This window comes from Streptomyces sp. NPDC045778 (assembly GCF_056431945.1).
The window spans coordinates 183,825-209,798 of the sequence record NZ_JBWKJZ010000006.1 but is presented as its reverse complement, the minus strand read 5'-3'; the positions used below and the strand labels follow the sequence as shown (position 1 = coordinate 209,798).

Here is a 25,974-nt window from a genome sequence, read left to right as displayed (position 1 = left end):
CGCCGGCCCGAGCAGGACGGCCCGGGGCGCCTAGGCGCTGTGCCCACCCGTCCCGCCCTGCGGGACGACTGCCCACAGCGGGACGGGGCCGGGGGCGGGGAGGGGGCTAGCCGCCCGTCACCGCTGTCAGCAGGGCCAGGGGTGCCGCCGCCGAGCGGGCGTCCTGGACGCAGGCGTGGGGGTAGGGGACCGGCTCGGGGTGCGCGGCCCGCTCGTACCCGGCGAGGACCTCCGGGAGCCGGCCGCAGGCCGTGGCCGCCGCGTCCACCAGGGCGTGGGCGACCACCCGGGCCTCGTCGTGGAGCCCGTAGCGGGAGAGCCCGAGGGCGATGAGCGCGTTGTCGTGGGGCCACACCGAGCCCCGGTGGTAGGACAGCGGGTGGTACGCGCCCTGCCCGGAGGCCAGCGTGCGCACGCCCCAGCCGGAGAAGAAGTCGGGCGCGAGGAGGCGGCGCCCCACCGCCTCGCCGTACTCCTTGTCGAGGAGCCCCGACCACAGCAGGTGCCCCGCGTCGGAGGCGAGCGCGTCCACCTGCCGCCCCTGCCCGTCGAGGGCGAGCGCGGGAAAGCCGTGCGCGGCCATCCAGAAGTCCCGCTGGAAGCGGTCCCGCAGATCGGCGGCGGCCTGGGTGAGCAGGTCCGCGTAGACGGGGTCGTCCCAGACGGCCCGGGCGAGCCAGGCCGTGCGCCGCAGCGCGTCGTACGCGTAGCCCTGGGCGCCCGCGGCCATGACGGGCCCGGTCGGCCGGTCCCCGTCGGCGCCGCAGATCGCGCCGGGGGAGTCCTTCCAGTTCTGGTTGGCGAGGCCCCCCTCGTCGGCGCGGTACACGAGGTAGCCGCGCGCGGTGAGCCCGCCGTGGTCGAGCATCCAGGCGACGGCGGCGCGCGCGTGCGTCCGCAGGCGCAGCGCGAGGGCCGTGTCACCGGTGTGCTCGGTGTACGCGCCGAGCAGCACGAGGAAGAGCGGAGTGGCGTCCACGGAGCCGTAGTAGCGCCCGTACGGGACCTGGCCGAAGTGGGCCAGCTCGCCGTGCCGCACCTCGTGCACGATCTTGCCGGGCTGCGCGACCCGCCCCTCGGTGTCCTCCGTGGCCTGCGTCGCGGCGAGCGCGGGCAGCGTGGCGGCGGCCAGGCGCGGCAGGTACGGCAGCGCGAAGAGCGAGGTCAGGAGCGCGTCACGGCCGAGCAGGGTGAGGAACCAGGGGACCCCGGCCCCGGGCACCCGAAGCTCCTCGCCGTCAGGGCCGCGCGCGGGCACCTGGAGCGCGGCGAGGTCGCGGAGCCCGCGCGTGCACGCGGCCGCGAGGCCGGGCCAGGCCGAGGGCAGCGGCACGTCGGCGGTGAACTCCCGCCGCGCCTCGGCGAGCAGGGCGACGGCGGCGCCCGGCGACGCGGGCGCGGGCGGCAGCGGCGGCGCGCCGTGCGGCGCCGCGGTGACGGTCAGGGCGAGGCCGGCGGAGGCGTGCGCGGCCAGTTCGAGGGTCCAGACGAGCCGCCGCGCCCCGGTGCCCGTCTCCTCGACGGCGTCGGGCGCGGGCTCGGCGGTGACGGTGGTGCGGCTCAGCCAGTCGCCGCGGCGGTAGGCGAACTCGATGCCGCCGGGCCCCCGTTCGTCCCCGTCGTCCGGCGCCTGGAGGGCCCGCCGGGAGCGGACCGCGCCCGGCTTCGCGTACGTACGGTGGTCCGCGCGCAGCTCGAACTGGTCGGTGAAGTCGGCGTCGGCGGTCAGCGCGAGCCGCAGCGTCGTCGGCACCGGGCGGTTGCTGGTGATCCGCACCGCCTCGACCAGCGTGCCGTCGGTGACGGCCTGCTCGCGGAAGAGCGTGTACGCGGGCGGCTCCTGACGGCCGCCGCGCGGCACGAGCACGCAGCGCGCCACGTCCGCGTCCGGGCCCTCGCCCCCGGCGGGGCTCAGGACCTCGGGGACGGCGCCGTCCACGGTCAGCTGCCAGCGGCTCAGGTGCCGCGCGTCGCGCACGAAGAGGCCGTCGGGCGAGCCGCCGCCCGGGACGCCGCGGATGTCGCCGCCGGGACCCACGGCCGCGAACGTCGTACCGCGGACGAGGAGGTGGTGGTCGTGCCGGTCAGTCATGTCGAGCCCTCTCGCTCCTGCCAGGCCCCGCTGTGTGGTGTGCCGGCGCGTGGTCCGCGTCCAGACAGAGATCGAGTGCCAGTGCCGCGCTCCAGCTGAAGCCGCGGGTGCCGCAGCCGTGCCCCGTGTACGGATCCACGTACTCGGAGAAGCCGGAGGCCTCGGCCACGTCGAGCAGCGCCCCGCGCAGGGCGTCGGCCCTGCCCCGCTCGCCGTGCAGGCGCAGGCCGCGCTCGATCAGCCAGTTGATGTTGATCCAGGCCGGTCCCCGCCAGTATCTGCGGGCGTCGAAGGCCGGGCTGAGCAGGTCGTGGCTGGGGACGAGCCGGGCCCGGCCGCCGAGTTCGAAGTGCGGGCCGCACGCGGTGCGCACCAGGGCGGTCACGACGTCGCCGGGCAGCCCCGGCAGCAGCAGCGGGACGAGCCCGGTGACCCCGCGCTCGGCGACGAGCGCGCCGTCGGCGGGCCCCGCCCGCAGGTCGCGGCACCGGAACAGCCCGGCCGCCGGGTCCCACAGCCGCTCCACCAGGGCCCGGGTGAGCCGCTCCGCGCGCTCGTGCCGGGCCGTCGCGGCGACCCCCAGCTCGCCGGTGATGCGGGCGAGGGCGTGCTCGGACGCGATCAGGAGGGCGTTGAAGGCCGGGTCCTCCACGGCGAAGTCGCCCCGCCGCTCGTGGGGCGCGGGGTCGGCGGCGCCGTAGCCCCGGTCGCGGTAGTCCGCCGCGAGGCGTACGTACCGGCCGTAGTCGAGGTCCGTCGGCCGGTCGCGCGGGCAGCCGTGGTCGAGGTCGGCGCGGCGGAAGGTGCGCGGAAGGGCGGGCGGGACGCGGCTCAGCGGGCCGTCCCAGCAGGGGCTGTTGTCCATGCCCTGCTCCCAGGGGTGGACGACGGCGGCGAGCCCGGCGCCGCCGAGGTCGCGCCGGCGCAGCAGATAGCGGTGCCAGGCCGCGAGGCGCGGGTGCAGACGGGCCAGGAAGGAGCGGGCCCGGGACAGGCCGGGGTCGGCGAGGTGCACCAGCCAGGCGGCGAGGGCGTGCACCGGCGGCTGCACGATGCCGGAGGTCTGCACGCCGCCCGGCGCGCCCGCCGCGCGCCCCGCGGTGGCGGAGCGCCAGAAGTCGGGGCTCGGGAAGTAGGCGTCCAGGGGCACCGCGGGGTTGAACACGATGTGCGGGACGCGGCCGTCGGCCCACTGCGCGCGCAGCAGCGTCTCCAGCTCCAACTGGGCCCGCAGCGGCGACAGATGGCGCAGCCCGATCGCGATGAACGCCGAGTCCCAGGACCACTGGTGGGGGTAGAGGCCGCGGGAGGGGACGGTGGAGGCTCCGGTCCAGTTGCCGTGCAGGACCCGGGCCGCGGCCGTGCGTAAGGGGTCCGGGTCGCCCCGGGCGCCCGCGTCCCGCGGCGCCGCCGCGCCGGTCGTCGCCCGGTCGGCCCGGCCCGCGGCCGCCGGGGAGTCCTGCGCCGTCGCCGCGGCGCCCGTGGTGGTGCGGTCCACGCGTCACTCCCTCAGCCCGGCGGCGCGCGTCCTCGTGCCGACAGGCTGTCAGTTCGGCTGTTTCCAGCCTAGGGTTACGTCTACTCGACACGCAAAACCCAATATGTAACGCCGAGTTGACGCGCGCAAGGGGAGATGCGGGCAGGCGGGGAACAGGGAGGCGAGGAGCGGCCATGACGAGCGGGACACCGGTGCGCGGGACCGACCGGGCGAGCGCGGGCGACCTGCTGCACCTCGTGCGCAGCGGCCGCGCCACAACGCGCGGCGCCCTCCAGCAGGTCACAGGGCTTTCCAGGGCCACGGTCGGCCAGCGCCTCGACCGCCTCTTCCGCGCGGGCTGGCTGCGCGAGAACGCCGGCGCCCCCGCGGGGTCCCCGCTCGGCGGCAGGCCCGCCGCCCGCCTGGAGTTCGACGACGGGCACGCCGTGGTCCTCGCCGCGGGCCTGGAGACCCGGCACGCCCGCACGGCCCTGCTCACCCTCACCGGGGACGTCCTGGCCGAGCACACCGGGCCCCTGCGGGTGGACGAAGGCCCGGAGCGGGTCCTGGACGAGCTGGGCGCCCGGTTCGCGGCGCTGCTGCGCGAGGGCGGCCGTGCCGCGCGCTCGGTGTGCGGCATCGGGCTCGCCGTGCCGGGCCCGGTCGACAACGAGTCGGGCCGCGTGGTGCAGCCGCCGATCATGCCGGGCTGGGACGGCTACGACATAAGGGCCCGGCTGAGCCGCTCCTTCGCCGCGCGGACGGGCGCCCCGGCCCGCGCGGCGGTCCTCGTCGACAACGACGCCAACCTCATGGCGTACGGCGAGCAGCGCGCGTCCTACCCCGACTGCCCGGCCTTCGCCCTGGTCAAGGTCTCCACCGGCATCGGCGCGGGTGTCGTCGTGGACGGCTGCGTGTACCGGGGCGTGGACGGCGGCGCGGGCGACATCGGGCACATACGGGTGCCGTGGGTGCCCGGCAGCGCGTCCGCCCTGTGCCGCTGCGGCTCGTACGGCTGTCTGGCCGCGGTGGCCAGCGGGCGCGCGCTCGCCGGGCGGCTCGCGGCGGCGGGCGTGCCCGCGCCCTCGGGCGCGGCCGTGACGTCAGGGTCCGACGTGGCGGAGCTGCTCGCGGCGGGGCACCCGGAGGCGGTGCGCCTCGCGCGCGAGGCGGGGCAGCGGGTCGGCGAGGTGCTCGCCACGGTCGTGACGCTCCTCAATCCGGGCGTCCTGATGATCGCGGGAGATCTGGCCGGAACGCCCTTCCTGACAGGGGTGCGGGAGCTGCTCTACCAGCGGGCGCTGCCGCGCTCCACCGCTCATCTGGAGATCGTCACCTCGCGGCTCGGCGAGCGGGCGGCCGTGACCGGGGCGGGAGCCCTGGTGGTGGAGCACTTGTACGCGCCGCGGCGTGCCGAGGAACGGCTCGCGGCCCTCGGATTCTGAGCCGGGCACCGGGTGCCCCGACGCTCTCACCGCTCTCCTCGGAGGCCCCCGGGCGGCCCCTCGGAGATCTCTCGGGTGAGCCGAGAGGCGCTCAGATGCCAAAACTTCGGCAAGTCAGGGCGTGATTCTCGCCACCCCTGATAGCCCCTACGCTCAGATGAGCGGATCTTCCGCCGCTGCACCTTTCCAAGGGGTGGCACTGAGTGCCACGCGTTGACACTTCAAGCGATCGATCAAAATGCCACGCAGGGTAGCCATATTGAGCCCTTGAAGTGACGCTGCGCATCCATGTGTTCAAGAGGTGAAGCCACTCACGTCAAGATCATTACTCGCGCGTTACTTTCGATCTGCTGGCACACGGGTGGTTGCGACCGCATGACCCACAAGTGGACGTACCCAGACGCCTTCGATCTGGGTATGTTCCTCGCCGTCAGGGCAGCCGCGTCCTCGAGGAGTCGAGACCCGTGTCGGAAAACAAAGATCCCCACGTAGCTCAGGGCGTGAAGTTCGTTTACGACTTCACCGAGGGCAACAAGGACCTCAAGGACCTCCTCGGTGGCAAGGGTGCGAACCTCGCCGAGATGACCAACCTGGGCCTTCCCGTCCCTCCGGGCTTCACCATCACCACCGAGGCCTGCAAGGTCTACCTCGACAGCGGCGAGGAGCCCGTGGCGCTGCGCGACGAGGTGAGCGCGCACCTCGACGCCCTCGAGAAGAAGATGGGCAAGAAGCTCGGCCAGGCCGACGACCCGCTGCTCGTCTCGGTCCGCTCGGGCGCCAAGTTCTCCATGCCCGGCATGATGGACACCGTCCTGAACATCGGGCTCTCCGACAAGTCCGTACAGGGTCTCGCCAAGCAGGCGGGTGACGAGCGCTTCGCCTGGGACTCCTACCGCCGGCTCATCCAGATGTTCGGCAAGACCGTCCTCGGCGTCGAGGGCGACCTCTTCGAGGACGCCCTCGAAAAGGCCAAGGAGGCCAAGAAGGTCGCGGTCGACACCGACCTGGAGGCGGCCGACCTCAAGAAGCTCGTCACCAAGTTCAAGAAGATCGTCAAGACCGAGGCGGGCCGCGACTTCCCGCAGGACCCGCGCGAGCAGATGGACCTCGCCATCAAGGCGGTCTTCGACTCCTGGAACGGCGACCGGGCCAAGCTCTACCGCCGCCAGGAGCGCATCCCGCACGACCTGGGCACCGCCGTCAACGTCTGCTCGATGGTCTTCGGCAACCTCGGCCCCGACTCGGGCACGGGCGTGGCGTTCACCCGCGACCCCGCGAGCGGCCACCAGGGCGTCTACGGCGACTACCTCCAGAACGCGCAGGGCGAGGACGTCGTCGCGGGCATCCGCAACACCGTGCCGCTCGCCGATCTGGAGCAGATCGACAAGAAGTCGTACGACCAGCTCATGCAGATCATGGAGACCTTGGAGACCCACTACAAGGACCTCTGCGACATCGAGTTCACCATCGAGCGCGGGCAGCTGTGGATGCTCCAGACCCGCGTCGGCAAGCGCACCGCGGGCGCGGCCTTCCGCATCGCGACGCAGCTCGTCGACCAGGGCCTGATCAGCGAGGCCGAGGCGCTCCAGCGCGTCACCGGCGCGCAGCTGGCGCAGCTGATGTTCCCGCGCTTCGACGCGGAGGGAGCCGAAGGCGGGAAGGTGACGCAGCTGGGCCGGGGCATCGCCGCCTCGCCGGGCGCCGCCGTCGGCAAGGCCGTCTTCGACTCCTACACCGCCATCAAGTGGTCGCGCTCCGGCGAGAAGGTCATCCTGATCCGCCGCGAGACCAACCCCGACGACCTCGACGGCATGATCGCCGCCGAGGGCATCCTGACCTCCCGCGGCGGCAAGACCTCGCACGCGGCCGTCGTCGCGCGCGGCATGGGCAAGACCTGTGTCTGCGGCGCCGAGGAGCTGGAGGTCGACACCAAGCGCCGCCGTCTCACGGTCGGCGGCACGGTCGTCGAGGAGGGCGACGTCGTCTCCATCGACGGCTCCACGGGCAAGGTCTACCTGGGCGAGGTCCCGGTCGTGCCGTCCCCGGTCGTCGAGTACTTCGAGGGCCGCATGCACGCCGGCGCCGACGACGCCGACGAGCTGGTCCAGGCCGTGCACCGCATCATGGCCTTCGCCGACGGCAAGCGCCGCCTGCGGGTGCGCGCCAACGCCGACAACGCCGAGGACGCGCTGCGCGCCCGCCGGTTCGGCGCGCAGGGCATCGGCCTGTGCCGCACCGAGCACATGTTCCTCGGCGAGCGCCGCGAGATGGTCGAGAAGCTGATCCTCGCCGACACCGACGGGGAGCGCGAGGAGGCCCTCAAGGCCCTGCTCCCGCAGCAGAAGCAGGACTTCGTCGAGCTGTTCGAGGCCATGGACGGCCTTCCGGTCACCGTCCGCCTGCTGGACCCGCCGCTGCACGAGTTCCTGCCCGACATCACCGAGCTGTCGGTCCGCGTCGCGCTCGCCGAGTCCCGCAAGGACGCCAACGAGAACGACCTGCGCCTGCTCCAGGCCGTGCACCGCCTGCACGAGCAGAACCCGATGCTGGGCCTGCGCGGCGTGCGCCTCGGCCTGGTCATCCCCGGCCTGTTCACCATGCAGGTCCGCGCGATCGCGGAGGCCGCCGCCGAGCGCAAGAACGCCAAGGGCGACCCGCGCGCCGAGATCATGATCCCGCTGGTCGGCACCGTCCAGGAGCTGGAGATCGTCCGCGAGGAGGCCGACCGGGTCATCGCCGAGGTCCAGGCCGCCACCGGCACCGACCTGAAGCTCTCCATCGGCACCATGATCGAGCTGCCCCGCGCCGCCGTGACGGCGGGCCAGATCGCGGAGGCCGCCGAGTTCTTCTCCTTCGGTACGAACGACCTCACCCAGACGGTGTGGGGCTTCAGCCGCGACGACGTGGAGGCCTCCTTCTTCACGGCGTACCTGGAGAAGGGCATCTTCGGCGTCAGCCCCTTCGAGACCATCGACAAGGACGGCGTCGGCTCCCTGGTCCGCAGCGCCGTCGAGGCGGGCCGGGCGACCCGCCCCGACATCAAGCTCGGCGTCTGCGGCGAGCACGGCGGTGACCCGGAGTCGGTGCACTTCTTCCACGAGGTGGGCCTCGACTACGTCTCCTGCTCGCCCTTCCGCATCCCGGTCGCCCGCCTCGAAGCCGGCCGCGCCGCCTCCCAGGCCCAGGGCAGCGACCACCGCTAGAGCCCCGGGGCCGCCGCCGTGTCCCCGACCCTCAACCGATGCGGCGGCGGTCCCGGTCCACGATGAAGGGGCGGCACCTTGTGCGGGGTGCCGCCCCTTCGGGCTGCCCGGGACTGGGGGGTGTCCGGGCAGGTCTCAGAAGCCGTACGGCCGGGCCGTGTTCCAGTTGGTCACGTCCGCCTCCGACCAGGTGAACTTCGACGGCACGCCCTTGGCGTCGAAGGCGTCCTGGCCGGTGCCGGGGCCGGTGTCGCCGGTCTGGTCGCGCAGGGCCAGGGACAGGCTCACCGACGTGTGGCGCTTCGCGCCGCCGATGAAGAGGTTCACGGCGGAGTAGACCTTGCCGCCGGGCTTGACCGTGAGGCGGGCGGTGCCGCCGGGGGCGTCCTTGGCCGAGTGGCCGAGGACGTTCACGCTGTCGCCGAGCATCACCGACGGGTACGAGGTGACCCAGCACGGCTTGGCGTCGGCGTTCGTCGCGGTGATCAGCAGGTGCTCGCCGCGCTGCTTCGCGAAGCGGTGCGTGACGGAGTACGACATCTCGTTGCCGTCGCACTGCCGGACGGCGGTGGAGCGCGCGGCGCCGACTGCGGCGCCGGAGCCCTTCGCGACCGAGGCCGACGCGGCGCCGGAAGGACCGGTCTGGCCGCCGCCCGCCGCGGCCTGCCCGCCGGTCTTCGCGGCCGTGCCGGCCGTGCCGGCCGTGCCCTCGGACTCGCCGGACGTGTCCGCGGACTTGCCGGACGTGTCCGCGGTCCTGCCGACCGTGCTCACCCGGTTCTTCCCGGCGCCGTTGTCGTCCGAGCTGCCGCAGGCGGTCAGCGACAGGGCCAGGGCGGCGGTGGCCGTGGCGGCGAGAGCGGTGGTGCGGATACGCGACGTACGCATGGAAGGTCCCCCTGTGCGGTGGTGCTGGTCGGTGCGGTCCTCGCGGGGTCGCCCCCGCTGTGAGCACTACTTTCGTCGCCCCCGCTGGCGTTCCGCTTACGCCCGGCTGATGTCCCGCTTACGTGCCGCGCCGCCCTGTCGCCACCGCTCTCAGGACTGCGCCGTGAGCCGCATCAGCGCCGTGTCGTAGCGGGCCCGCAGGCTCACGTCCGCCGAGACGCGCAGCAGCGCACCGAGCGCCCCGACCGCGCCCTCGTCGAAGCCGGAGGCTTCCGCTTCCCGGGCCGCGGTCTCCAGGCGCCGCACGCCCTCCCGCTCGTCGCCCAAGCCGATGAGGGCCTCCCCCGCCGTGGTGAGGAGCAGCACCCGGGAGGCCGCGGAGGCCTCCGCCGGCAGGTCCACGGCCAGGGCCGCGGTGGCCGTGTCCAGGGCGGGCCGCCACTCCTGGAGGACGAGCCGGTGGCGGGCGAGGTGGTGCAGGGCGAGGCGCTCGGTGTGCCGGTCGCCCGCCTCGCGCGCGAGCCCGGCGGCCCGCAGGCAGCCCTCCGCCGCCTCCTCCGGGTCGCCGAGGGCGGCCTGGACGAGCGACAGATTGATGCGTGCCGTCGCCTCGCCGGGGACGTCCTTCGCCCGCGCGGCAAGGGCGGTGGCGGCCTCCAGGTGGGCCAGGGCGTCGCCGGTGCGGCCCTCCTCGGCGAGGACCCAGCCGAGCAGGGCCCGCACCCGCGCCTCGGCCCGCTCGTCGGCGTCGGCCCGGGCCGCGTCGAGCGCGGTCTGAAGGAGCGGGGCCCAGCCGTCCCGGTGCCGCCACACGATGTGCGGCCACAGCGCGAGCACCAGCCGCCAGGTCCTGCCGTGCAGGGCGGCGGCGCGGGCCGCGGCCACCGCGAGGGTCAGGTCGTCGCGCTCGGCCGCGTACCAGGCCATGGCCTCCTCGCGGTCCCTGAACTCCCGTACGGCGGCGGGCCGGTGGAAGTCTGCGGGCAGCTCGAAGCAGGCCTCCTCGCCGGGCTCGGCCGCGGCGATCGCGGCGAGCGCGGTGGCCACGAGGTGGTCGAGGACCCGGGGGACCGCGTCGGGCCCGGCGTCCAGGCCGCGCGCGTACAGCCGCACCAGGTCGTGCAGTGACCAGCGCCCCGGCGCGGAACGGGTGACGAGGTGGGCCGCGGCGAGGCGCTCCAAGGCGGCCTCGGCCGCGTCCGGCCCGGTGTCCGCGAGAGCGGCGGCCGTGAACCGGTCGACGTGCGTGCCCGGGTGGCGGCCCAGGTGGGCGAAGTGGTGCGCGGCGTCCGCGGGCAGGCGGCGCACGGTGAGCCGGAGGGCAGCCCGTACGCCCGTGTCCTCCACGTCGAGCAGGGCCAGGCGGCGCGACTCGTCGGACAGTTCGGCGCTCAGCGCGCCGAGGGAGAGGTCCGGCTGGTCCGCGAGCCGGGCGGCGGTCACCCGCAGCGCGAGCGGGAGCCCGCCGCACAGTTCGGCCAGGCGCCGGGCGGCCACGGCCTCGGCGCGCACCCGCTCCTCGCCGAGGACGGCGGCGAGCAGGGCCGTGCCGTCGTCCGGTTCGAGGACGTCCACCGGTACCGGGCGGGCCGCGTCCGAGGCGATCAGACCGCGGAGCCGGTCCCGGCTCGTGACCACCGTGACGCAGCGGGTGCCACCCGGCAGCAACTCCCTGACCTGCGCGGAGTCGCGGGCGTTGTCGAGGACGACGAGGAGCTGCCGGTCGGCGGCGAGCGAGCGGTACAGGGCGGACGCGCCGCCGGACGACTCCGGTATCCGGCGCGGCGCGACCCCGAGCGCGAGGAGGAACTCGCGCAGCACTTCGAGGTGGTCCGGCTCGCCCGTGTCGCTGAAGCCGCGCAGGTCGGCGTAGAGCAGGCCGCCGGGGAACGCGGCGCGTTCGCGGTGCGCCCAGTGCACGGCGAGCGCGGTCTTGCCCACGCCCGCGGGCCCGGTCACCAGGCACACGGGCGCCTCGCCCGCGGCGGCGCGGGACAGCGCGGTGAGTTCGGCGGCGCGCCCGTGGAAGCCGCGGGGCATCCGGGGCAGCAGGTCGACCGGGGCGGCGGGGCCGGGAGCGGGGCCGGGGCCGGGAGGCGGGGGCACGGGCGGGGCGTCGGCCGTGGCCGTGGCGGAGGTGGTGGCGGTGGCCGTGGTCGTGTCACCCGCCCCGCGCAGCGCCGCCGCGTAGGCGTCCGCGAGTTCGCGGCCCGGGTCCACGCCCAGCTCGTCCGCGAGCAGCCGCCGGGTGCGGTGGAACCAGTCGAGCGCCTCCGAGCGGCGCCCCGCCCGCTGGAGCGCCCGCATCAGGGCGGCCGAGAGGGACTCGCGCAGCGGATGGGCCTCGGCCTCGGCGCGCAGCACGGCCGCCGCCCGGTGGTGCTCGCCCTGGCGGGCGTAGGCCGCGGCGAGGAGTTCCACGGAGGCAAGGCGCAGCTCTTCGAGGGCGTGCGCGGCGGCGAGCAGCGGCGGGCTCGGGTAGGCGCCGGTCAGCGCGGGCCCCTGCCACAGCGACAGGGCCTCCTCGTACATGGCCACGGCGTCGCCCGGCGCGCGCTGCTCGCGGGCCAGCGTGACCAGTTCCTCGAAGCGGTGGGCGTCGAGCAGCGACTCTGGCATCCGCAGGACGTACGCCGGGCCCCGCGTGACCAGCTCGACCCCGAACACCTCGGCGCCCGCGTCGGTCAGCAGGCCCCGCAGCCGCGACACATGGCCCTGGATGACGCTGCGGGCGCGCGGCGGCGGCTCGTCCTCCCACAGGGTGGCGGTCAGCCGCTCCACCGGGACGGGCCGGTTGGGCCGCAGGAGCAGCGCGGCGAGGAGGCTGCGCCGCTTGGCGGGGCCGAGGTGCAGCTCACCGGCCTCGGTGCCGACGGACACCGCTCCGAGCAGCCGGAACTCCACGTACGCAACCTTTCAGGGGAAAGCGGTCAGTTTATCGGAGGGCCCGCGGCCGCCATCCCGCAAACGGTTGGCCGCCTTCCCGTACCGGCCGGCCGCCATCCAGCACCGGTCGGCCGCCTTCCCGCACCCGGTTGGCCGCGTTCGCGCCACCTTTGGCGCGTTCCGAGTGCGGCGGGCGGAGGCGATGTGCCCGCTTTCGCGTCCCCCAGTGCGGTACGTCCACACGAACGAAGGGAGCTATACGTGGCTCACTCCGCACCCCGGCGCCTCGTCGTGCCGCTGCTCGCGCTCGGCCTGACGGCGACCCTCGCGCCCTCCCTGGCCGCGGGCCCGGCGGCGGCCGCGCCCGGCGGCCCCACCGAGGCACGCGACCTCTCGCGGTTCACCCAGCAGAAGCTCACGTGGAAGAGATGCGCGGCCGACAAGCCCGCGAAGTTCCAGTGCGCGACGCTCAAGGTGCCGCTCGACTACGCCGCGCCCGAGGGCAAGACCCTCAAGATCGCGGTCTCCCGGGTGAAGACGAGCAAGCCCGGCAAGCGCCACGGCGTCCTCACCTTCAACCCGGGCGGGCCCGGCGGCCCCGGGCTCGACCTGCCCCTCGAGGCGTCCGAGGGGCTGCCCAAGGCCGTCCTGGAGAAGTACGACCTGCTCGGCTTCGACCCGCGCGGGGTCGGCAAGAGTTCGCCGCTGAGCTGCGGCCTCACCCGCGCCGAGCAGAGCTTCCCGCGCCCCACCCGCTCGCGCGCCGAGTTCGACCGGAACGTGAAGTGGGCCAGGACCGTCGCGGACAAGTGCCGGACGAAGAACCGCGGCGTGCTGCCGTACATCAACACCCGCAACACCGCGCGCGACATGGACGTCCTGCGCGCGACCGTGGGCGAGAAGAGGCTCTCGTACTACGGCGTCTCGTACGGCACCGCGCTCGGCGCCGTCTACACCCAGCTGTTCCCGAAGCGCGCGGACCGCGTCCTGATCGACAGCGCCGTCGACCCGGAGCGGATGTGGCGGGGGATGTTCCGCATCTGGTCGGAGGAGGTCGGACCGGCCTTCGAGCGCTGGTCGAAGTGGACCGCCGAGCGCGACGCCACGTACCACCTCGGCACCTCCCCGCGGAAGGTCCAGCGGACCTTCTGGAAGATCGTGGAGCGGGCCGACCGCGAGCCGATCGTGGTCGACGGTGAGAAGCTCGACGGCGCCGCCGTGCGCGACTACGTCCGGCCCGCGTTCTTCAGCGTCCGCGGCGGGGCCGAGCTTGTGCGCAAGCTCAAGCGTGCCGCCGGGGGCGCCACCGTGTCGGGACCGCCCGCCGCGCCGGTGACGGACAACGAGTTCGCCTCCCAGTTCGCCGTGGTGTGCGCCGACGCGGCCTGGCCCCGCGACCCGGAGACGTACTACCGCGACGTGGTGCGCGACACCGTCCGCTACCCGCTGTACGGGGACTTCACGGCCGGCGTCACGCCGTGCGCCTTCTGGCCGAAGGGCGCCGAGCCCGCCACGAAGGTGGACAACGACGTCCCGCTGCTCCTCGTGCAGAACGAGTGGGACTCGCAGACCCCGCTCTCCGGCGCGCGGAACATGCACCGGCTCCTCAAGGGCTCGCGGATGATCACCGTCGACGAGGGTGAGGGCCACGGCGTCCTCTTCGGCGACCACCGCTACCCGTGCGCGGAGAACCCGTCCATGCGCTACCTGGCCACCGGCAAGCTGCCGGCCAAGGACGTGACGTGCCGCGTCACGCCCGGCCAGCGCCGCGCCGAGGCCGCGCCGAACGCCTTCTAGCGGTCCCGCGGGGGTGGGGCCGTCAGTCGTCGATGCCCGACCGCTCCACCCCCGCCACGATCCACCGCTGGAAGAACAGGAACACCACGAGCAGCGGCAGGATCGACACCGCGGCCGCGACGAACAGCTCGTGCAGCCGGATCACCTGCGAGGTCGTGAACGAGGCGAGCGCCACCTGGACCGTCCACGCCTCGCGGTCCTGGCCGATCACCAGCGGCCACAGGAAGGAGTTCCAGGCGCCGATGAACACGATGGTCCCGACGGCCGCGAACACCGGCCGCGTGTTCGGCACGACCACGCGCCAGTACGTCCGCCAGTAGCCGAGCCCGTCCACGCGCGCCGCGTCCTCAAGCTCCCGGGGAAAGCCCAGGAAGTACTGGCGGAAGACGAAGCAGGCGAAGGCCGAGAACAGCGTCGGCACGATCAGGCCGCGCAGGGTGGAGACCCAGCCCAGCGACGACACGAGCACGAAGCTCGGCACGAAGGTGACGGCGGCCGGGACCATCAGCGTGGCGAGGATCGCGTAGAAGACGTGCTGGGCGTAGCGGTAGGGGATGCGGGCCAGGCCGTAGCCCGCGAGCGAGGCGAGCAGCAGCGTGCCGGCGGTCGTCAGGACGGCGATGAGCGCCGAGTTGAGCAGGGAGCGGGCCATGGGCACCGTCGAGTCCCGGAACAGCTCGGTGACGTTCGAGAAGCGCAGCGTGGACGGGAAGAACGTCCAGTCCGGCGAGGTGATGTCCTCCTCGGACGCGAGCCCGTTGCGCACCAGGAGGTAGAACGGGACCAGGAAGAGCAGGGCGAGGGCGATCAGCAGGGCGAGCCGCAGCGCCCTGCCCACGCGCACCCAGGCGTCGTGCATGGCTCAGGCTCCCTTCTCGTCGCTGCGGCCGAGCCCGAACCAGCGCGCCTGCCCGACCGTCACCACCGCGATGATCAGGGCGAGGAGGACCGCGCCCGCGCTGCCGAGGCCGAGGTTCTGCCCCTGGCCGAGCGCGGTGTAGTAGAGGTAGACCAGTGGCGGTCTGGCGTACGGCGGGTAGCCGCGGGCGTCGGAGAGCAGGTTGTAGAACTCGTCGAAGGCCTGGAAGGCGTTGATGACCAGGAGCAGCGCCACGGCCACGGACGTGGCGCGCAGCTGCGGCAGCGTGATGTGCCGGAGCACCTGCCAGCCGGGCCGGGCCCCGTCCACGGCGGCCGCCTCGTACAGCGTCGGCGAGATCCGCTGGAGCCCCGCCAGGAAGAGCACCATGTAGAACCCGGCCTGGAGCCACAGGCGTACGGTGACGATCACCAGCCAGTACCAGGGCGGGACCGTGGTGGACAGCCAGGCCGTCTGGTCGGCCCCGAACCAGCCGAGCACGGTGTTCGCGAGCCCGAACCGCACCCCGTTGAAGATCGACATCTTCCAGATCAGGGCGGCCACGACATAGCTGCACGCCGCCGGGAGGAAGAAAACCGACCGGAAGAACGCCTGGGCCCGCCGCAGCCGGTTCACCATCAGGGCGAGCGACAGGGAGAGCACGAACGTCGTCGGCACGATGAAGGCCGTGAACACGGCGAACGTCCACAGGCTGTCGGTGAACGCGTCGTTCCTCAGCATCGCCGTGTAGTTGTCGAGGCCGACGAACTCCGTGGGCGAGACCGTGTTGTGGGCGTCGAAGAAGCTGAGGTAGACGCTCCAGCCGAGCGGGACGTACGTGAAGACGAGCAGGCCGAGCGCGAAGGGGCCGACGAACACCCAGAACCACAGGTTGCGGTTCTGCGGCCCGGCGAGCCGCCGCGCCAGGCCCGGCCCTTCGCCGCTCACGCGGACTTCTTCCGCACGCGGGACAGTTCCGCCGACACCTTGCGCACCACGGACCGCAGTTCGCTCTCCGGGTTCGCGCCGGACTTGATGACGCGGCTGAGCGCGTCCTGGTAGGCGACGCGGCTCGCGGGCGTCCACAGGAGCGGCTCGGCGTGGCCGTTCTCGGTGGAGAAGCGCACGGCGTCGGCGGCCGGACCCTCGGTGAGGGCGTCGGCCTTCTTCGCCAGGGAGAGCCGGGCGGGGATGTGGAAGCCGTAGCCGAGCGCGAAGTCCCGCTGGTACTCGGTCTTGTCGATCCACAGCCACTTCACGTACTCCTTGGCCGCGTCCTTGTGCCGCGTACGGGCGCTGACGGCCGCCCCGTACGCGCCCACCGGCACGGCGGGCCTGCCGTCGGGCCCGTCCGCCGGGAACGCGAGCACCCCGAAGTCGTCGCCGAACGCCTTCTTCACGGCGGGCAGCGCCCACAGGCCCGACCACTGCATGGCCGTGAGCCCCTGCACGAACGCCGACGGGTCGGACCAGTCGGACGGCGCCCCGAGCAGCAGCGCCTTCGCCGCGTACAGCTCACGCACCTTGGCGAGCGCGCGGGCGGCGGCCGGGTCGTCGAAGCCGACCTTGCCGTCGTCGGTCACGAGGGTGAGGCCTGCCGCGTACAGGGGAGTGCCGCCGAGGACGCCCGCGCCGCCGTCGTTACCGAGGAAGAGCCCTTTGACCTTCTTGTCGGTCAGCTCCTTCGCCGCGTCGACGAGCGCGTCGAGGGTGCGCGGCGGCTCGACGCCCGCGTCGGCCAGGAGGCTCTTGCGGTAGTACAGCAGCTGCATGTCGACGACCTGCGGGACCGCCCAGATCCGGCCGTCGTACGTCTTGGGCGCGAGCGCCACCGGGTTGAAGTCGTCCTTCACCCCGTCGAACAGGTCCGTGAGGTCCACGACCTGGCCGCCCCTGATCTGGTCCAGGCTCGGCCCGTTGACCTCGAAGACGTCGGGCCCCGACTTGGTGAGCAGCGCGGCGGCGGTCTGCTCGTCGTAGTTGCCCGGACGCCACTGCACCGCGACGTCCGCCTCGCGGTACGCGGCCGCGTACCGCTTGACCGCCTGCTCGGTGCCGGTCTCCCCGTACTGGTGGTACCAGTGCGAAAGCTTCGGCCCCTTGCCGCCCGAACCGCCGCCGCCGCGGCCGGTGTTGGACCCGCACGCGCTGAGCAGGCCGAGCGCCGCGCCCGCGCCGAGCAGTGTCCTGCGACTGATGGTCATGACGTGTCCCCCTGCGTGGATCGACGGGTACGTGTCGGGCCCAACGATCAACCATGCAGGGGGATTACGACAGGCGTATTGCGGCCGTGTGTTTGCCTGGGGCGCAGGTGCGGGAAAGCCCGTCCGGCACCCGGTCAGCGCCTCGCGGCCAGGCGGAAGCGGAGGCGGCAGATGACCGCGTCCGTGTCGCGGCGGACCGCGTGGGCGAGGACGGCGCCGCGCTGGTTCTGGAGCAGCCGCTGCCACAGGTGCGCGGGCTCGACCTCGGGGATGAGGACGGTGACGCGGGTGCCGGGGTGGTACCGGTACACCTTGCGGACGTAACCGGCGACGGGCCGGCCGACCGTGCGCGCCGCGGAGGGGAGTTCCACCAGGTCGACGCCGGGGTTCCACAGCTCCCAGTCGCGCCGCAGCGCCGCCGTGGCCGCGCGGTCCTCGGGGTCGTCGTGCGTGACGGTGACGGCGCGGACCTCGTCGCCCAGGGACACCGCCGCGTTGAGGGCCTCGCAGGTGAGCCGGGAGAGGCCGGACACCGGCACGATCACCAGGGAGTGGTCGCGGTGCGGCGGCTCGGGGACGCGGCCGAGGCCGAGGTCCTCGCCGATGCGCCCGTACGCCCGGTGCACGACCTCGAAGCCGCACACGATCGCGGGCAGCGCGAGCACGATCAGCCAGGCGCCCTCGGTGAACTTGGTGGCCGTGACGACGACCGCGGAGACGCCGGTGAGGACCGCGCCGAAGCCGTTCAGGAGGGCCTTCGCGGGCTTGCCCGCCGCCCGCCAATGGATGACCATGCCGGTCTGGCAGAGCGTGAAGCCGACGAAGACGCCGATGGCGAAGAGCGGGACCAGGGTGTTGGTGTCGCCGCCGGAGAACACCAGGAGGGCCGCGCCCGCCACGGCGAGCGCGAGCACGCCGTGGCGGTGGACCTGCCGGTCGGCCTTCAGGGCGAACACGTGCGGCAGGTAGTTGTCCCGGGCCAGCAGGCTCATCAGGACGGGCAGGCCGCCGAAGGAGGTGTTCGCGGACAGGGCGAGCAGGATCATCGTGGCGAACTGCACCACGTAGAAAGCCCAGTTGTGGCCGAGCGAGGCGTCCGTGAGCTGCGCGAGCACGGTGACGCCCTCCACGGGCTGGAGCCCGAAGCGGGAGATCAGGACGGACAGGCCGATCAGCATGACGCCGAGCAGCGCACCGAGCGCGACCTCCGCGTGCTGGGCCCGCTTGACGCGCGGGGAGCGGAAGGACGGCACCGCGTTGGCTATCGCCTCCACGCCGGTGAGCGCGGAGCAGCCGGACGCGAAGGCCTTGAGCAGCAGCAGCGCGCCGACCGTGGTGGCGTTGTCGGCCAGGGCGGAGGCGTGGCCCGCGGCGGCCTCGGTGGAGACAGGCCCTTCGCGGAACAGACCGGCGGTGACCATGGTGAGGATCGCGCCCACGAACACGGCGGTCGGCACGATGAACACCCGCGCCGACTCGACGATGCCGCGCAGGTTCACCGCGGTGATCAGCACGAGCACGCCCAGGCAAAGCCACAGCCGGTCGCCGTACAGGCCGGGGAAGGCAGAGGTCAGGGCGGCAACGCCCGCGGTCACGGCGACGGCCACGTTCAGGACGTAGTCGAGGACGAGGGAGGCGGCGGCCACCAGGCCGGAGCGGCGGCCCAGGTGCGTCTTCGCGGCCGCGTAGGAGCCGCCGCCGTCGGGGAAGGCGGCGATGACCTGGCGGTAGGAGGCGACGAGGACGGCGAGCAGACCGGCGATCGCGAGCGTCACGGGCAGCGTGAAGCCGAGGCCGTGGCCGCCGGCGGCGGCGAGGACGAGCACGATGGCCTCGGGCCCGTAGGCGACGGAGGCCATGGCGTCCAGGGAGAGGGCGGCGAGGCCCTGGAGCGCGGTGAGGCGATGACGGTCACCCGGGTCCGGGACGCCGGAGCCGGTATCGGGGGGCTCCTCGATGGCCGGGGCGCCGGGGCGCTCGGAGACGGTCGTCATGGTGTGTGCCTTTCGAACGGAAGCGGCCGCGCACGCGGCTGACCTCAGCGTCGGCGGGCGGAGGGGGACCCGCGCCCCTTCTTGGCGGCTCCTTGGCGCGCCTGAGCTGCTTCTTGACGTCTTGTTGAGGGCGACTGTCAGCTCCGCGTCAAGGTGTGGCATGGATGTGTATGCGGTACGTCAACAGCGCGTCCGGGCCCCAGGGGCCGCTCTACCGTGCGGGCCATGGGACTCGACTGGAGGGCGCGGGCCGCGGCGCACCGCGGGACGACGCGTGAGCACCGGATGCCGACGCGGGACGAGGTGGTGAGCGACCGGCGCTGGGGCGCCGACCTGCGGGCCGCCGTCTTCTGTTCGCTCGCCCTGCTCGCCCTGATCGTCCTCGTGGACCTGGCGGCGGGCACGCTGAGCGCGCTCCGGGTGGCGCTGTGGGTGGCGCTCGCGGTGCTCCTGTACGTGATCCTGCACCCGGTGCGGGTCACGGCGGGCCCCGGCTGGCTCGCGGTGCGCGGCCCGCTGCGGCAGCGGCACGTGTGCACGAACCTGCTGACCAGCGTCCACGTGAGCGAGACCGTCGCCGCCCGGCTCGTCCTGTGCGATTCGCTCGGCCACCGCGTCGAGTTCGACCCCAGGGTCCTGGCCGAGAACCCGCTGCTGCTGCACCGCCTGGACGCGGGCGCCCGCGTCGCCCGGGCGTCGGGGCTGCTGCGCTGCGGGGTCGCTGAACTCGCCCGGCTCACGGCACGCGTGGACGGCAAGCGCGCGAAGGCGGTCTTCGAGGCGTCGGGCCTGAGCTGAGGCGGCGGCGCGGTCAGGCCTTGAGGGCCTCGTACCGTACGCCGGTCAGTTCCTCCGACGCCTTCCACAGGCGTACGGCGGCCCGGTCGTCGAGGGTCCACTTCGCGCGCAGGGACGGGGCGGGGGCGCCGCGCCAGTTGAGGAAGCGGGGTCCGATGAAGGAGTCCGGGCGCACCCCGGGCGCCGTGGCCGCGTACAGGACGGGGAGCGCCCCGGCCTCCGCGGGCTGGGCGATCAGGCGGTTGCCGAGGGCGGCCGCCGCCTCCGCCGCCTTGCGGCCCTCCATCTTGGCCCCGGCCGCCTGGAGGTTCGTCGAGGCGTAGCCGGGGTGCGCGGCGGCGGCGACGAGGTCCGACCCGGCGGCCGCGACGCGGCGCGCCAGCTCGTGCGTGAACAGCAGGTTCGCGGACTTGGAGCGTCCGTAGACGAGCCAGCGGCGGTAGCGGTGCTCGCTGTTGAGGTCGCGCATGTCCACGGTGGACAGCAGGTGGAGCATGCTGGACACGGTGACGACGCGGGCGCCCGGGGTGCGCAGGAGGTGCGGCAGGAGCAGCCCGGTGAGCGCGAAGTGCCCGAGGTGGTTGACGCCGAACTGGGTCTCGAAGCCGTCGGCGGTGCGGCGGCGGGGCAGGGCCATCACGCCCGCATTGTTGACGAGCAGGTCGAGCCGCTCGCCGTGCTCGCGGCCGTGGCGCTCCGCGAACTCCCGTACGGAGCCGAGGTCTCCGAGGTCGAGCCGCCACACCGCCGCGTCGGCGCCGGGCACCTCGGCGGTGAGCCGGGTCAGGGCCGTGGCGCCGCGCGACTCGCTGCGGCAGGCGAGCACCACGCGTGCGCCCCGGCGGGCCAACTCCCGTGCCGTGCAGTACCCGATCCCGCTGTTGGCCCCCGTGACCACGGCGTGGCGTCCGCTCAGGTCGGGCATGTCGGCGCTGGTCCATCCCATGCGGCCGAGCGTACGCCGGAACGGAAGGGCGGACGAGCGGCGGTTTCAAGTCGTCCGAGGCGAGGTGGAGCACGGCGGCGGCCGAGGAGTGACTTCGTGCGCACGTGCGTGGCGGTTTCAAGCCCGTCCGGCGTTTGAGGACGAGGCCGGAGGCCGATTGCCCGCGCAAGACGCCCCCGTCAGGAAGAAGCCCCCGTCAGGAAGAAGCCCCGCCGTCGACGACGAGGTCGGTGCCGACCACCGAGGCGGCGTCGTCCGAGGCCAGGTACAGCACCGCGGCGGCGATCTCGGCGGAGTCCACGACGCGGCCGAGGGGCGATTCGTTCAGCATGCGCGCAGCGCGGTCCTCCTCGCTCTCGCCGGGCCGCAGCGACATGGAGGTGGCGGACGCGCCGGGGGAGACGGCGTTGATGCGCACGCCGTCCTGGATGTGGTCGAGGGCGGCCGCGCGCGTCAGCGCGGACACCGCGGCCTTGGAGGCCACGTACCCGGCGATGCCCGGACGGCGCTTGTGGGCGCCCAGGTTGGAGGCGATGTTCACGATGGCGCCGCCGCCCGGCTGCTCGCGCATCTGGCGCACCTGGGCCTGGAGGGCGAACAGCACGCCGCTGACGTTGACGTCGAGCAGGGTGCGCCAGTCGTCCTCGGAGAGGTCGGCGACGGGCGCGCCGCCCTTGAAGACGCCCGCGTTGTTCACGGCCACGTCGAGCGAGCCGAAGCGGTCGACGGCGGCCCGCACGAGCGCCTGGACCTCGGCGGGGCTGGTGACGTCGGCGACGTGCGCGAGCCCCGTGCCGCCCGCCTCCTCGATCAGCGCGACCGTCTCCTTGAGCGGGGCTTCCGAGCGCCCGGCGACGACGACGGCCGCGCCCTCGGCGGCCAGGGCGAGCGCGACGGCGCGGCCGAGTCCCGAGCCGCCGCCGGTGACGAGGGCGGTGCGGCCGGTGAAGCGGTTGCGGGCGGCGACGGGCATGGCGGACTCCTACGGAAGGCGGACGCGGCGGGCCCGGCCCCATTCTGGACCGAGCGATCCAATACTAGGCTCCGAGCCGCGCCGCGTACACCCCCACCCGCACCTCGTCGTCGTCCAGGCACTGCCCCGTCGCCAGGTCGAAGCGCTGCTTCAGCAGGGGCGAGGCCACGAACACACGGCCGTCCGCCGAGCCGAGCAGGCCGCGCGAGAGCACGGTCGCGCCGGAGAACGGGTCGCGGTTGTCGATCGCGTACAGGCGCCGCGAACGGTCGAGGAACACGGCCGCCTGCCGCCGCCCGTCGGGCAGCAGCACGGCCACCCCGCGCCCCGGCGTGAGCCGGGAGGCGGCGCACACGGTCAGCCAGCCCCCGTCGAGCCGCAGCTGCACACTCGTACCGGTCGTACCAGTCATACCCGTCGTGTCGGTCACCGTCGTCACGCGGAGGTTCCTTCCAGGTCGGCGGCCCGGCGGGAGCCGATGGCCAGCAGGGGCAGGTCCGGCTTGATCTGCTCGCGCTCGGGCACGAAGGCCACCATCGGGTCGGGGGCCCCGGGGGCGTTCACGAACGACACGAAGCGCGCGAGGCGTTCGGGGTCGTCGAGGGTCGCCGCCCACTCGTCGCGGTAGTGCGTCACGTGCTCGGCCATCAGCGCCTCCAGTTCCGCGCCGAGGCCCAGCGAGTCGTGCACGACGACGTCCCGCACGTGCTCGACGCCGCCGTCGATCCGCTCCAGCCACGTCGAGGTGCGCTCCAGGCGGTCCGCCGTACGGATGTAGAACATCAGGAACCGGTCGATCAGACGCACGAGCCCCGCGTCGTCCAGGTCCTGTGCGAGGAGGTCGCCGTGGCGCGGGGTCGCGCCGCCGTTCCCGCCGACGTACAGGTTCCAGCCGCCCGACGTGGCGATGACGCCGAAGTCCTTCGAGCGGGCCTCCGCGCACTCCCGCGCGCAGCCCGAGACGGCCGACTTCAGCTTGTGCGGCGCGCGCAGACCCCGGTAGCGCAGCTCCAGGTCGATGGCCATGCGCACCGAGTCCTGCACGCCGTAGCGGCACCAGGTCCAGCCGACGCAGGACTTCACCGTGCGCAGCGCCTTGCCGTACGCGTGCCCGGACTCGAAGCCCGCGTCCACGAGCCGGGCCCAGATCAGCGGGAGCTGCTCGACCCGCGCCCCGAACATGTCGATGCGCTGCCCGCCCGTGATCTTCGTGTAGAGCCCGAAGTCCCGCGCCACCTCGCCGATCACGATGAGTTTCTCCGGGGTGATCTCGCCGCCGGGCACGCGCGGCACCACCGAGTAGGAGCCGTTCTTCTGGAGGTTGGCGAGGAAGTGGTCGTTGGTGTCCTGGAGTGCCGCCTGCTCGCCGTCGAGCACGTAGCCGTCCACGCCGATCGCGGGCGCGAGAGAGGCGATGATCGAGCCGACGGCGGGCTTGCACGTCTCGCAGCCCTCGCCGCCGCGCGCGCCCTTTCGCCCGTGGGTGTCGAGCAGCTCCGCGTACGACGTGACGCGACGGACCCGGACGATCTCGTACAGCTCGGCGCGGGTGTGCGGGAAGCAGTCGCACAGCCCCTGGTCGCCGGCGTCCGGGAGCAGCTGCCCGATGAGCTTCACGCAACTGCCGCAGCCCGTACCGGCCTTGGTGCACTTCTTCACCTCGGGCAGCGTCGCGCAGGCCTGGACCGCGGCCTTCGTGACGTTGTGGCAGGTGCAGATCACCGCGTCGCCGGGCAGCGCCTCGGGGCCGAGCGCCTTCGCCGCGCCCGCGCCCGCGGGAAGGACCAGCTGCTCTGCGGGGACCGGCGGCACCTGCCCGGTGAGCGCGCGCAGCGTGCCGTACGCCTCGGCGTCGCCCACGAGGACGCCGCCGAGCAGCTCGCCGTCCGCGCCGACGACCAGCTTCTTGTACGTGCCCGAGCGCGAGTCGGAGTAGACGACGTCGAGGCAGCCGTCGGCCGCGCCGTGCGCGTCGCCGAACGACGCGACGTCCACGCCGAGCAGCTTCAGCTTCGTGGACAGGTCGGCGCCGGTGAAGGCCTGCCCCGTGCCGGAGGCGATGGCGTCGGCGGCCGTGCGCGCCATCTCGTAGCCGGGCGCGACCAGGCCGTACACGCGCCCGTCGGCGGCCTGCGCGCACTCGCCGATCGCGTACACCGCCGGGTCGCCGGTGCGGCACAGGCCGTCGACGGTGATCCCGCCGCGCTCGCCCACCGGCAGGCCGCAGTCGCGGGCCAGCTGGTCGCGGGGCCGGACACCGGCGGAGAACACCACCATGTCGGTGGCGACCTCCGAGCCGTCGGACAGGCGCATCGCCGCCACCGCGCCCTCGTCCGAGGCGACGATCTCCTGGGTGCCGACGCCCGTGTGCACGCTCAGGCCACGCCCGGTCAGGGTGCGCAGGAGGGCCGCGCCGCCGCCCTCGTCCACCTGCGCGGGCATCAGGCGGGGCGCGAACTCCACGATGTGCGTGGCGAGTCCGAGGCCCTGGAGCGCGCCCGCCGCCTCCAGGCCGAGCAGGCCGCCGCCGACCACCGCGCCCGTCGTGGCGTGCTTCGTCGCGTACTCCTCGATGGCGAGGACATCCTCGACGGTGCGGTAGACGAAACAGCCGGTGGCGTCCCTGCCGGGCACCGGCGGCACGAAGGGGTACGAGCCGGTGGCCAGCACGAGCGTGTCGTACGCCACCGTGAACCCGGAGCGCGCGGTGACCGTGCGCGCCTGCCGGTCGACGTGCTCGGCCGGGTCGCCCACACGCAGCTCGATGCCGTTCCGGGCGATGAACCCGGCGTCGGTGAGGGAGAGTTCGTCCGGGGTGCGGCCGTCGAAGTACGAGGTGAGCCGGACGCGGTCGTAGGCGGGGCGCGGCTCCTCGCACAGGACGACCACGCGGTGCGTGGCGGTGACCCCGCGCTCGGCCAGCTCCTCCAGGAAGCGCTGGCCGACCATGCCATGGCCGACGAGGACAAGGGTGGGCATGTCAGTGACCTCCGTCGTGGGTGAGCAGATGCAGCGGCGGCGCGCCGTCGTCGGGCAGGGGCTCGTCCGCCTCCCAGGCGCGGGCCAGGGTGCCCACCGCCGCGAGGTCGCCGAGCAGGACGCCGCCGACGAGCCGGTCGCCGCGCACGACGACCTTGCGGTACGTGCCGCGCGTGGCGTCCGCGAGCCGCAGCACGTCGTCGTCGGGGCGGGCCTCGGGCTCCCCGAACGCGGCGAGGTCCAGGGGGCGTTCGGCGTCCGGGAGCGTCAGCCGGGTCAGCGAACGGGTGCCCGCGTACGGCCGGGCCGACTCCGGCGCGGTCAGTGCCGCGGCGAGCGCGTCGGCCTGGTCGAGCGCGGGCGCGGCCAGGCAGGCGGCGCGGCCCGCGTGCTCGGCGCAGTCGCCGACGGCGTGGACGCGCGGGTCGCCGGTGCGCAGGGCGTCGTCGACGACGACGCCCCGGCGGACGTCGAGGCCCGCGGCGCGGGCAAGCCCGACGCGGGGCCGGACACCGCAGGCGAGGACGGTCAGGTCGGTGTCCAGGACGTACCCGTCCGCCAGCTCGACGGCTGTCACCGTGCCCTCGTCGCGGCGCACGCCCCGCACCCGGCACTCGGTGTGCACCTCCACGCCGAGCCGCGTCAGATGCTCGCGCACCAGGCCGGAGGCGGCCGGGTCGAGCTGGCGCTCCATCAGCCGGTCGCCCTGCTGGGCGAGCACGACCCGGGCGCCCCGGTCGGCGAGCGCACGGGCCGCGCAGACGCCGAGCAGGCCGCCGCCGATGACCACGGCACGGCAGCCGGGCGTCACGGCGGCCGAGAGCGCCAGGCAGTCGTCCAGGGTCCGGAACGCGTGCACGCCGCCGGGCAGCTCCGTGGCGCCCGGCGGGAACAGGCCGCGCAGCGGGGGCAGCACCGGGTTCGCGCCGGTGGCGAGCACCAGGGTCTCGTACGGCACGCGGGAGCCGTCCGCGCACAGGACCAGGCGGTCCGCGCGGTCGATCCGCACCGCCCGGGTGCGCAGGTGCGCGGCCGGGGCGGGCAGGGTGATCACCTCGGGGGCGAGCCGTCCCGCGAGCACGTCCGTGAGCAGGACGCGGTTGTACGGGGCGTGCGGTTCCTCCCCGATCAGCAGCGCGTCCGCGCCGAGCCGCGCGGCGAGCCGGGCTCCCGCGAGCCCGGCCCCCACCACGACGACCCGGGGCGCCGGGCCCTTCCCGCAGTGACTGGTCATGCCCCGCAGCCTGCGGGCCGGGTGTTACCCGACGGCCACCACGGTGTTTCCCCCGGGGAACGGTGACCTCCGGCCCCGGCGCGGGGCGCTGTGAGGTGGGGGGCAGCTCCGGGCTGTGCCCACCCGTCCCGCCCTGCGGGACGATTGCCCACAGCGGCAGCGGACGGCGGGAGAGCGCTCCGCGGCGGGGAAGGGCCGC

The 25,974-nt window shown here is 74.2% G+C and carries 17 protein-coding genes; 4 read left to right on the top strand and 13 right to left on the bottom strand.

The features are described from left to right. Positions 1–106: 106 nt before the first annotated feature. Together AC07GB_RS10360 and AC07GB_RS10355 are read right to left on the bottom strand one after the other, a co-directional pair. Positions 107–2,092 carry an amylo-alpha-1,6-glucosidase gene (locus AC07GB_RS10360; RefSeq protein ID WP_478843576.1) on the bottom strand — a complete coding sequence of 662 codons (1,986 nt, stop codon included), beginning with the start codon at positions 2,090–2,092 and terminating at the stop codon, positions 107–109. Continuing rightward, positions 2,085–3,590 carry an MGH1-like glycoside hydrolase domain-containing protein gene (locus AC07GB_RS10355; RefSeq protein ID WP_478843574.1) on the bottom strand — a complete coding sequence of 502 codons (1,506 nt, stop codon included), beginning with the start codon at positions 3,588–3,590 and terminating at the stop codon, positions 2,085–2,087. Before AC07GB_RS10355 ends, AC07GB_RS10360 begins: the two co-directional genes overlap by 8 nt. A gap of 173 nt (positions 3,591–3,763) precedes the next feature. On the opposite strand from AC07GB_RS10355, the gene AC07GB_RS10350 reads away from it, so the two are divergent. Both AC07GB_RS10350 and ppdK read left to right on the top strand, forming a co-directional pair. Continuing rightward, on the top strand, positions 3,764–5,014 hold the full coding sequence (locus tag AC07GB_RS10350; protein WP_478843572.1) for an ROK family transcriptional regulator: 1,251 nt from the start codon (positions 3,764–3,766) through the stop codon (positions 5,012–5,014). 464 nt (positions 5,015–5,478) lie between these two features. Then, positions 5,479–8,217, top strand: coding sequence for a pyruvate, phosphate dikinase (gene ppdK, locus AC07GB_RS10345; protein WP_478843570.1), 2,739 nt, complete (start codon positions 5,479–5,481; stop codon positions 8,215–8,217). Positions 8,218–8,352: 135 nt separating this feature from the next. Here the strand turns inward: ppdK and AC07GB_RS10340 are convergent, their stop codons facing one another. After that, positions 8,353–9,105, bottom strand: coding sequence for a DUF4232 domain-containing protein (locus tag AC07GB_RS10340; protein ID WP_478843568.1), 753 nt, complete (start codon positions 9,103–9,105; stop codon positions 8,353–8,355). A gap of 150 nt (positions 9,106–9,255) precedes the next feature. Continuing rightward, positions 9,256–12,009, bottom strand: coding sequence for an AfsR/SARP family transcriptional regulator (locus AC07GB_RS10335; RefSeq protein ID WP_478843566.1), 2,754 nt, complete (start codon positions 12,007–12,009; stop codon positions 9,256–9,258). Between the two features lie 243 nt (positions 12,010–12,252). Between AC07GB_RS10335 and AC07GB_RS10330 the strand changes: the two genes are divergently transcribed. Then, positions 12,253–13,788, top strand: a complete 1,536-nt coding sequence (locus AC07GB_RS10330) for an alpha/beta hydrolase (protein WP_478843564.1) — start codon at positions 12,253–12,255, stop codon at positions 13,786–13,788. Positions 13,789–13,810: 22 nt separating this feature from the next. Here the strand turns inward: AC07GB_RS10330 and AC07GB_RS10325 are convergent, their stop codons facing one another. The 4 genes from AC07GB_RS10325 to AC07GB_RS10310 all read right to left on the bottom strand — a co-directional run bounded on the left by AC07GB_RS10325 (position 13,811) and on the right by AC07GB_RS10310 (position 18,845). Beyond that, the gene (locus AC07GB_RS10325) at positions 13,811–14,647 is read right to left on the bottom strand and encodes a carbohydrate ABC transporter permease (protein ID WP_478843562.1); all 837 of its coding nucleotides are present in this window, start codon (positions 14,645–14,647) and stop codon (positions 13,811–13,813) included. 3 nt (positions 14,648–14,650) lie between these two features. Continuing rightward, positions 14,651–15,595, bottom strand: coding sequence for a carbohydrate ABC transporter permease (locus AC07GB_RS10320; protein WP_478843560.1), 945 nt, complete (start codon positions 15,593–15,595; stop codon positions 14,651–14,653). Further along, entirely contained in the window at positions 15,592–16,851 is a 1,260-nt protein-coding gene (locus AC07GB_RS10315) for an ABC transporter substrate-binding protein (protein WP_478843558.1), read from the bottom strand. Before AC07GB_RS10315 ends, AC07GB_RS10320 begins: the two co-directional genes overlap by 4 nt. Positions 16,852–16,985: 134 nt before the next feature. Next, positions 16,986–18,845: an APC family permease gene (locus tag AC07GB_RS10310; RefSeq protein WP_478843556.1), complete on the bottom strand. Its 1,860-nt coding sequence runs from the start codon at positions 18,843–18,845 to the stop codon at positions 16,986–16,988. Positions 18,846–19,070: 225 nt separating this feature from the next. On the opposite strand from AC07GB_RS10310, the gene AC07GB_RS10305 reads away from it, so the two are divergent. Then, positions 19,071–19,643: a hypothetical protein gene (locus AC07GB_RS10305; protein ID WP_478843554.1), complete on the top strand. Its 573-nt coding sequence runs from the start codon at positions 19,071–19,073 to the stop codon at positions 19,641–19,643. Positions 19,644–19,656: 13 nt separating this feature from the next. Here the strand turns inward: AC07GB_RS10305 and AC07GB_RS10300 are convergent, their stop codons facing one another. From AC07GB_RS10300 to AC07GB_RS10280, 5 genes are all read right to left on the bottom strand, one after another. Then, entirely contained in the window at positions 19,657–20,589 is a 933-nt protein-coding gene (locus AC07GB_RS10300) for an oxidoreductase (RefSeq protein WP_478843552.1), read from the bottom strand. Positions 20,590–20,785: 196 nt separating this feature from the next. Next, positions 20,786–21,562, bottom strand: a complete 777-nt coding sequence (locus tag AC07GB_RS10295) for an SDR family NAD(P)-dependent oxidoreductase (RefSeq protein WP_478843550.1) — start codon at positions 21,560–21,562, stop codon at positions 20,786–20,788. A gap of 64 nt (positions 21,563–21,626) precedes the next feature. Continuing rightward, complete coding sequence (gene nirD / locus AC07GB_RS10290; protein WP_478843817.1) at positions 21,627–21,974, bottom strand: nitrite reductase small subunit NirD; 348 nt, start codon at positions 21,972–21,974, stop codon at positions 21,627–21,629. Positions 21,975–21,997: 23 nt separating this feature from the next. Continuing rightward, positions 21,998–24,541 carry a nitrite reductase large subunit NirB gene (nirB, locus tag AC07GB_RS10285; RefSeq protein ID WP_478843548.1) on the bottom strand — a complete coding sequence of 848 codons (2,544 nt, stop codon included), beginning with the start codon at positions 24,539–24,541 and terminating at the stop codon, positions 21,998–22,000. Position 24,542: 1 nt separating this feature from the next. Next, a complete protein-coding gene (locus AC07GB_RS10280) occupies positions 24,543–25,775 on the bottom strand; it encodes an NAD(P)/FAD-dependent oxidoreductase (protein ID WP_478843546.1) in 1,233 nt (410 codons plus the stop codon). Positions 25,776–25,974: the final 199 nt, after the last annotated feature.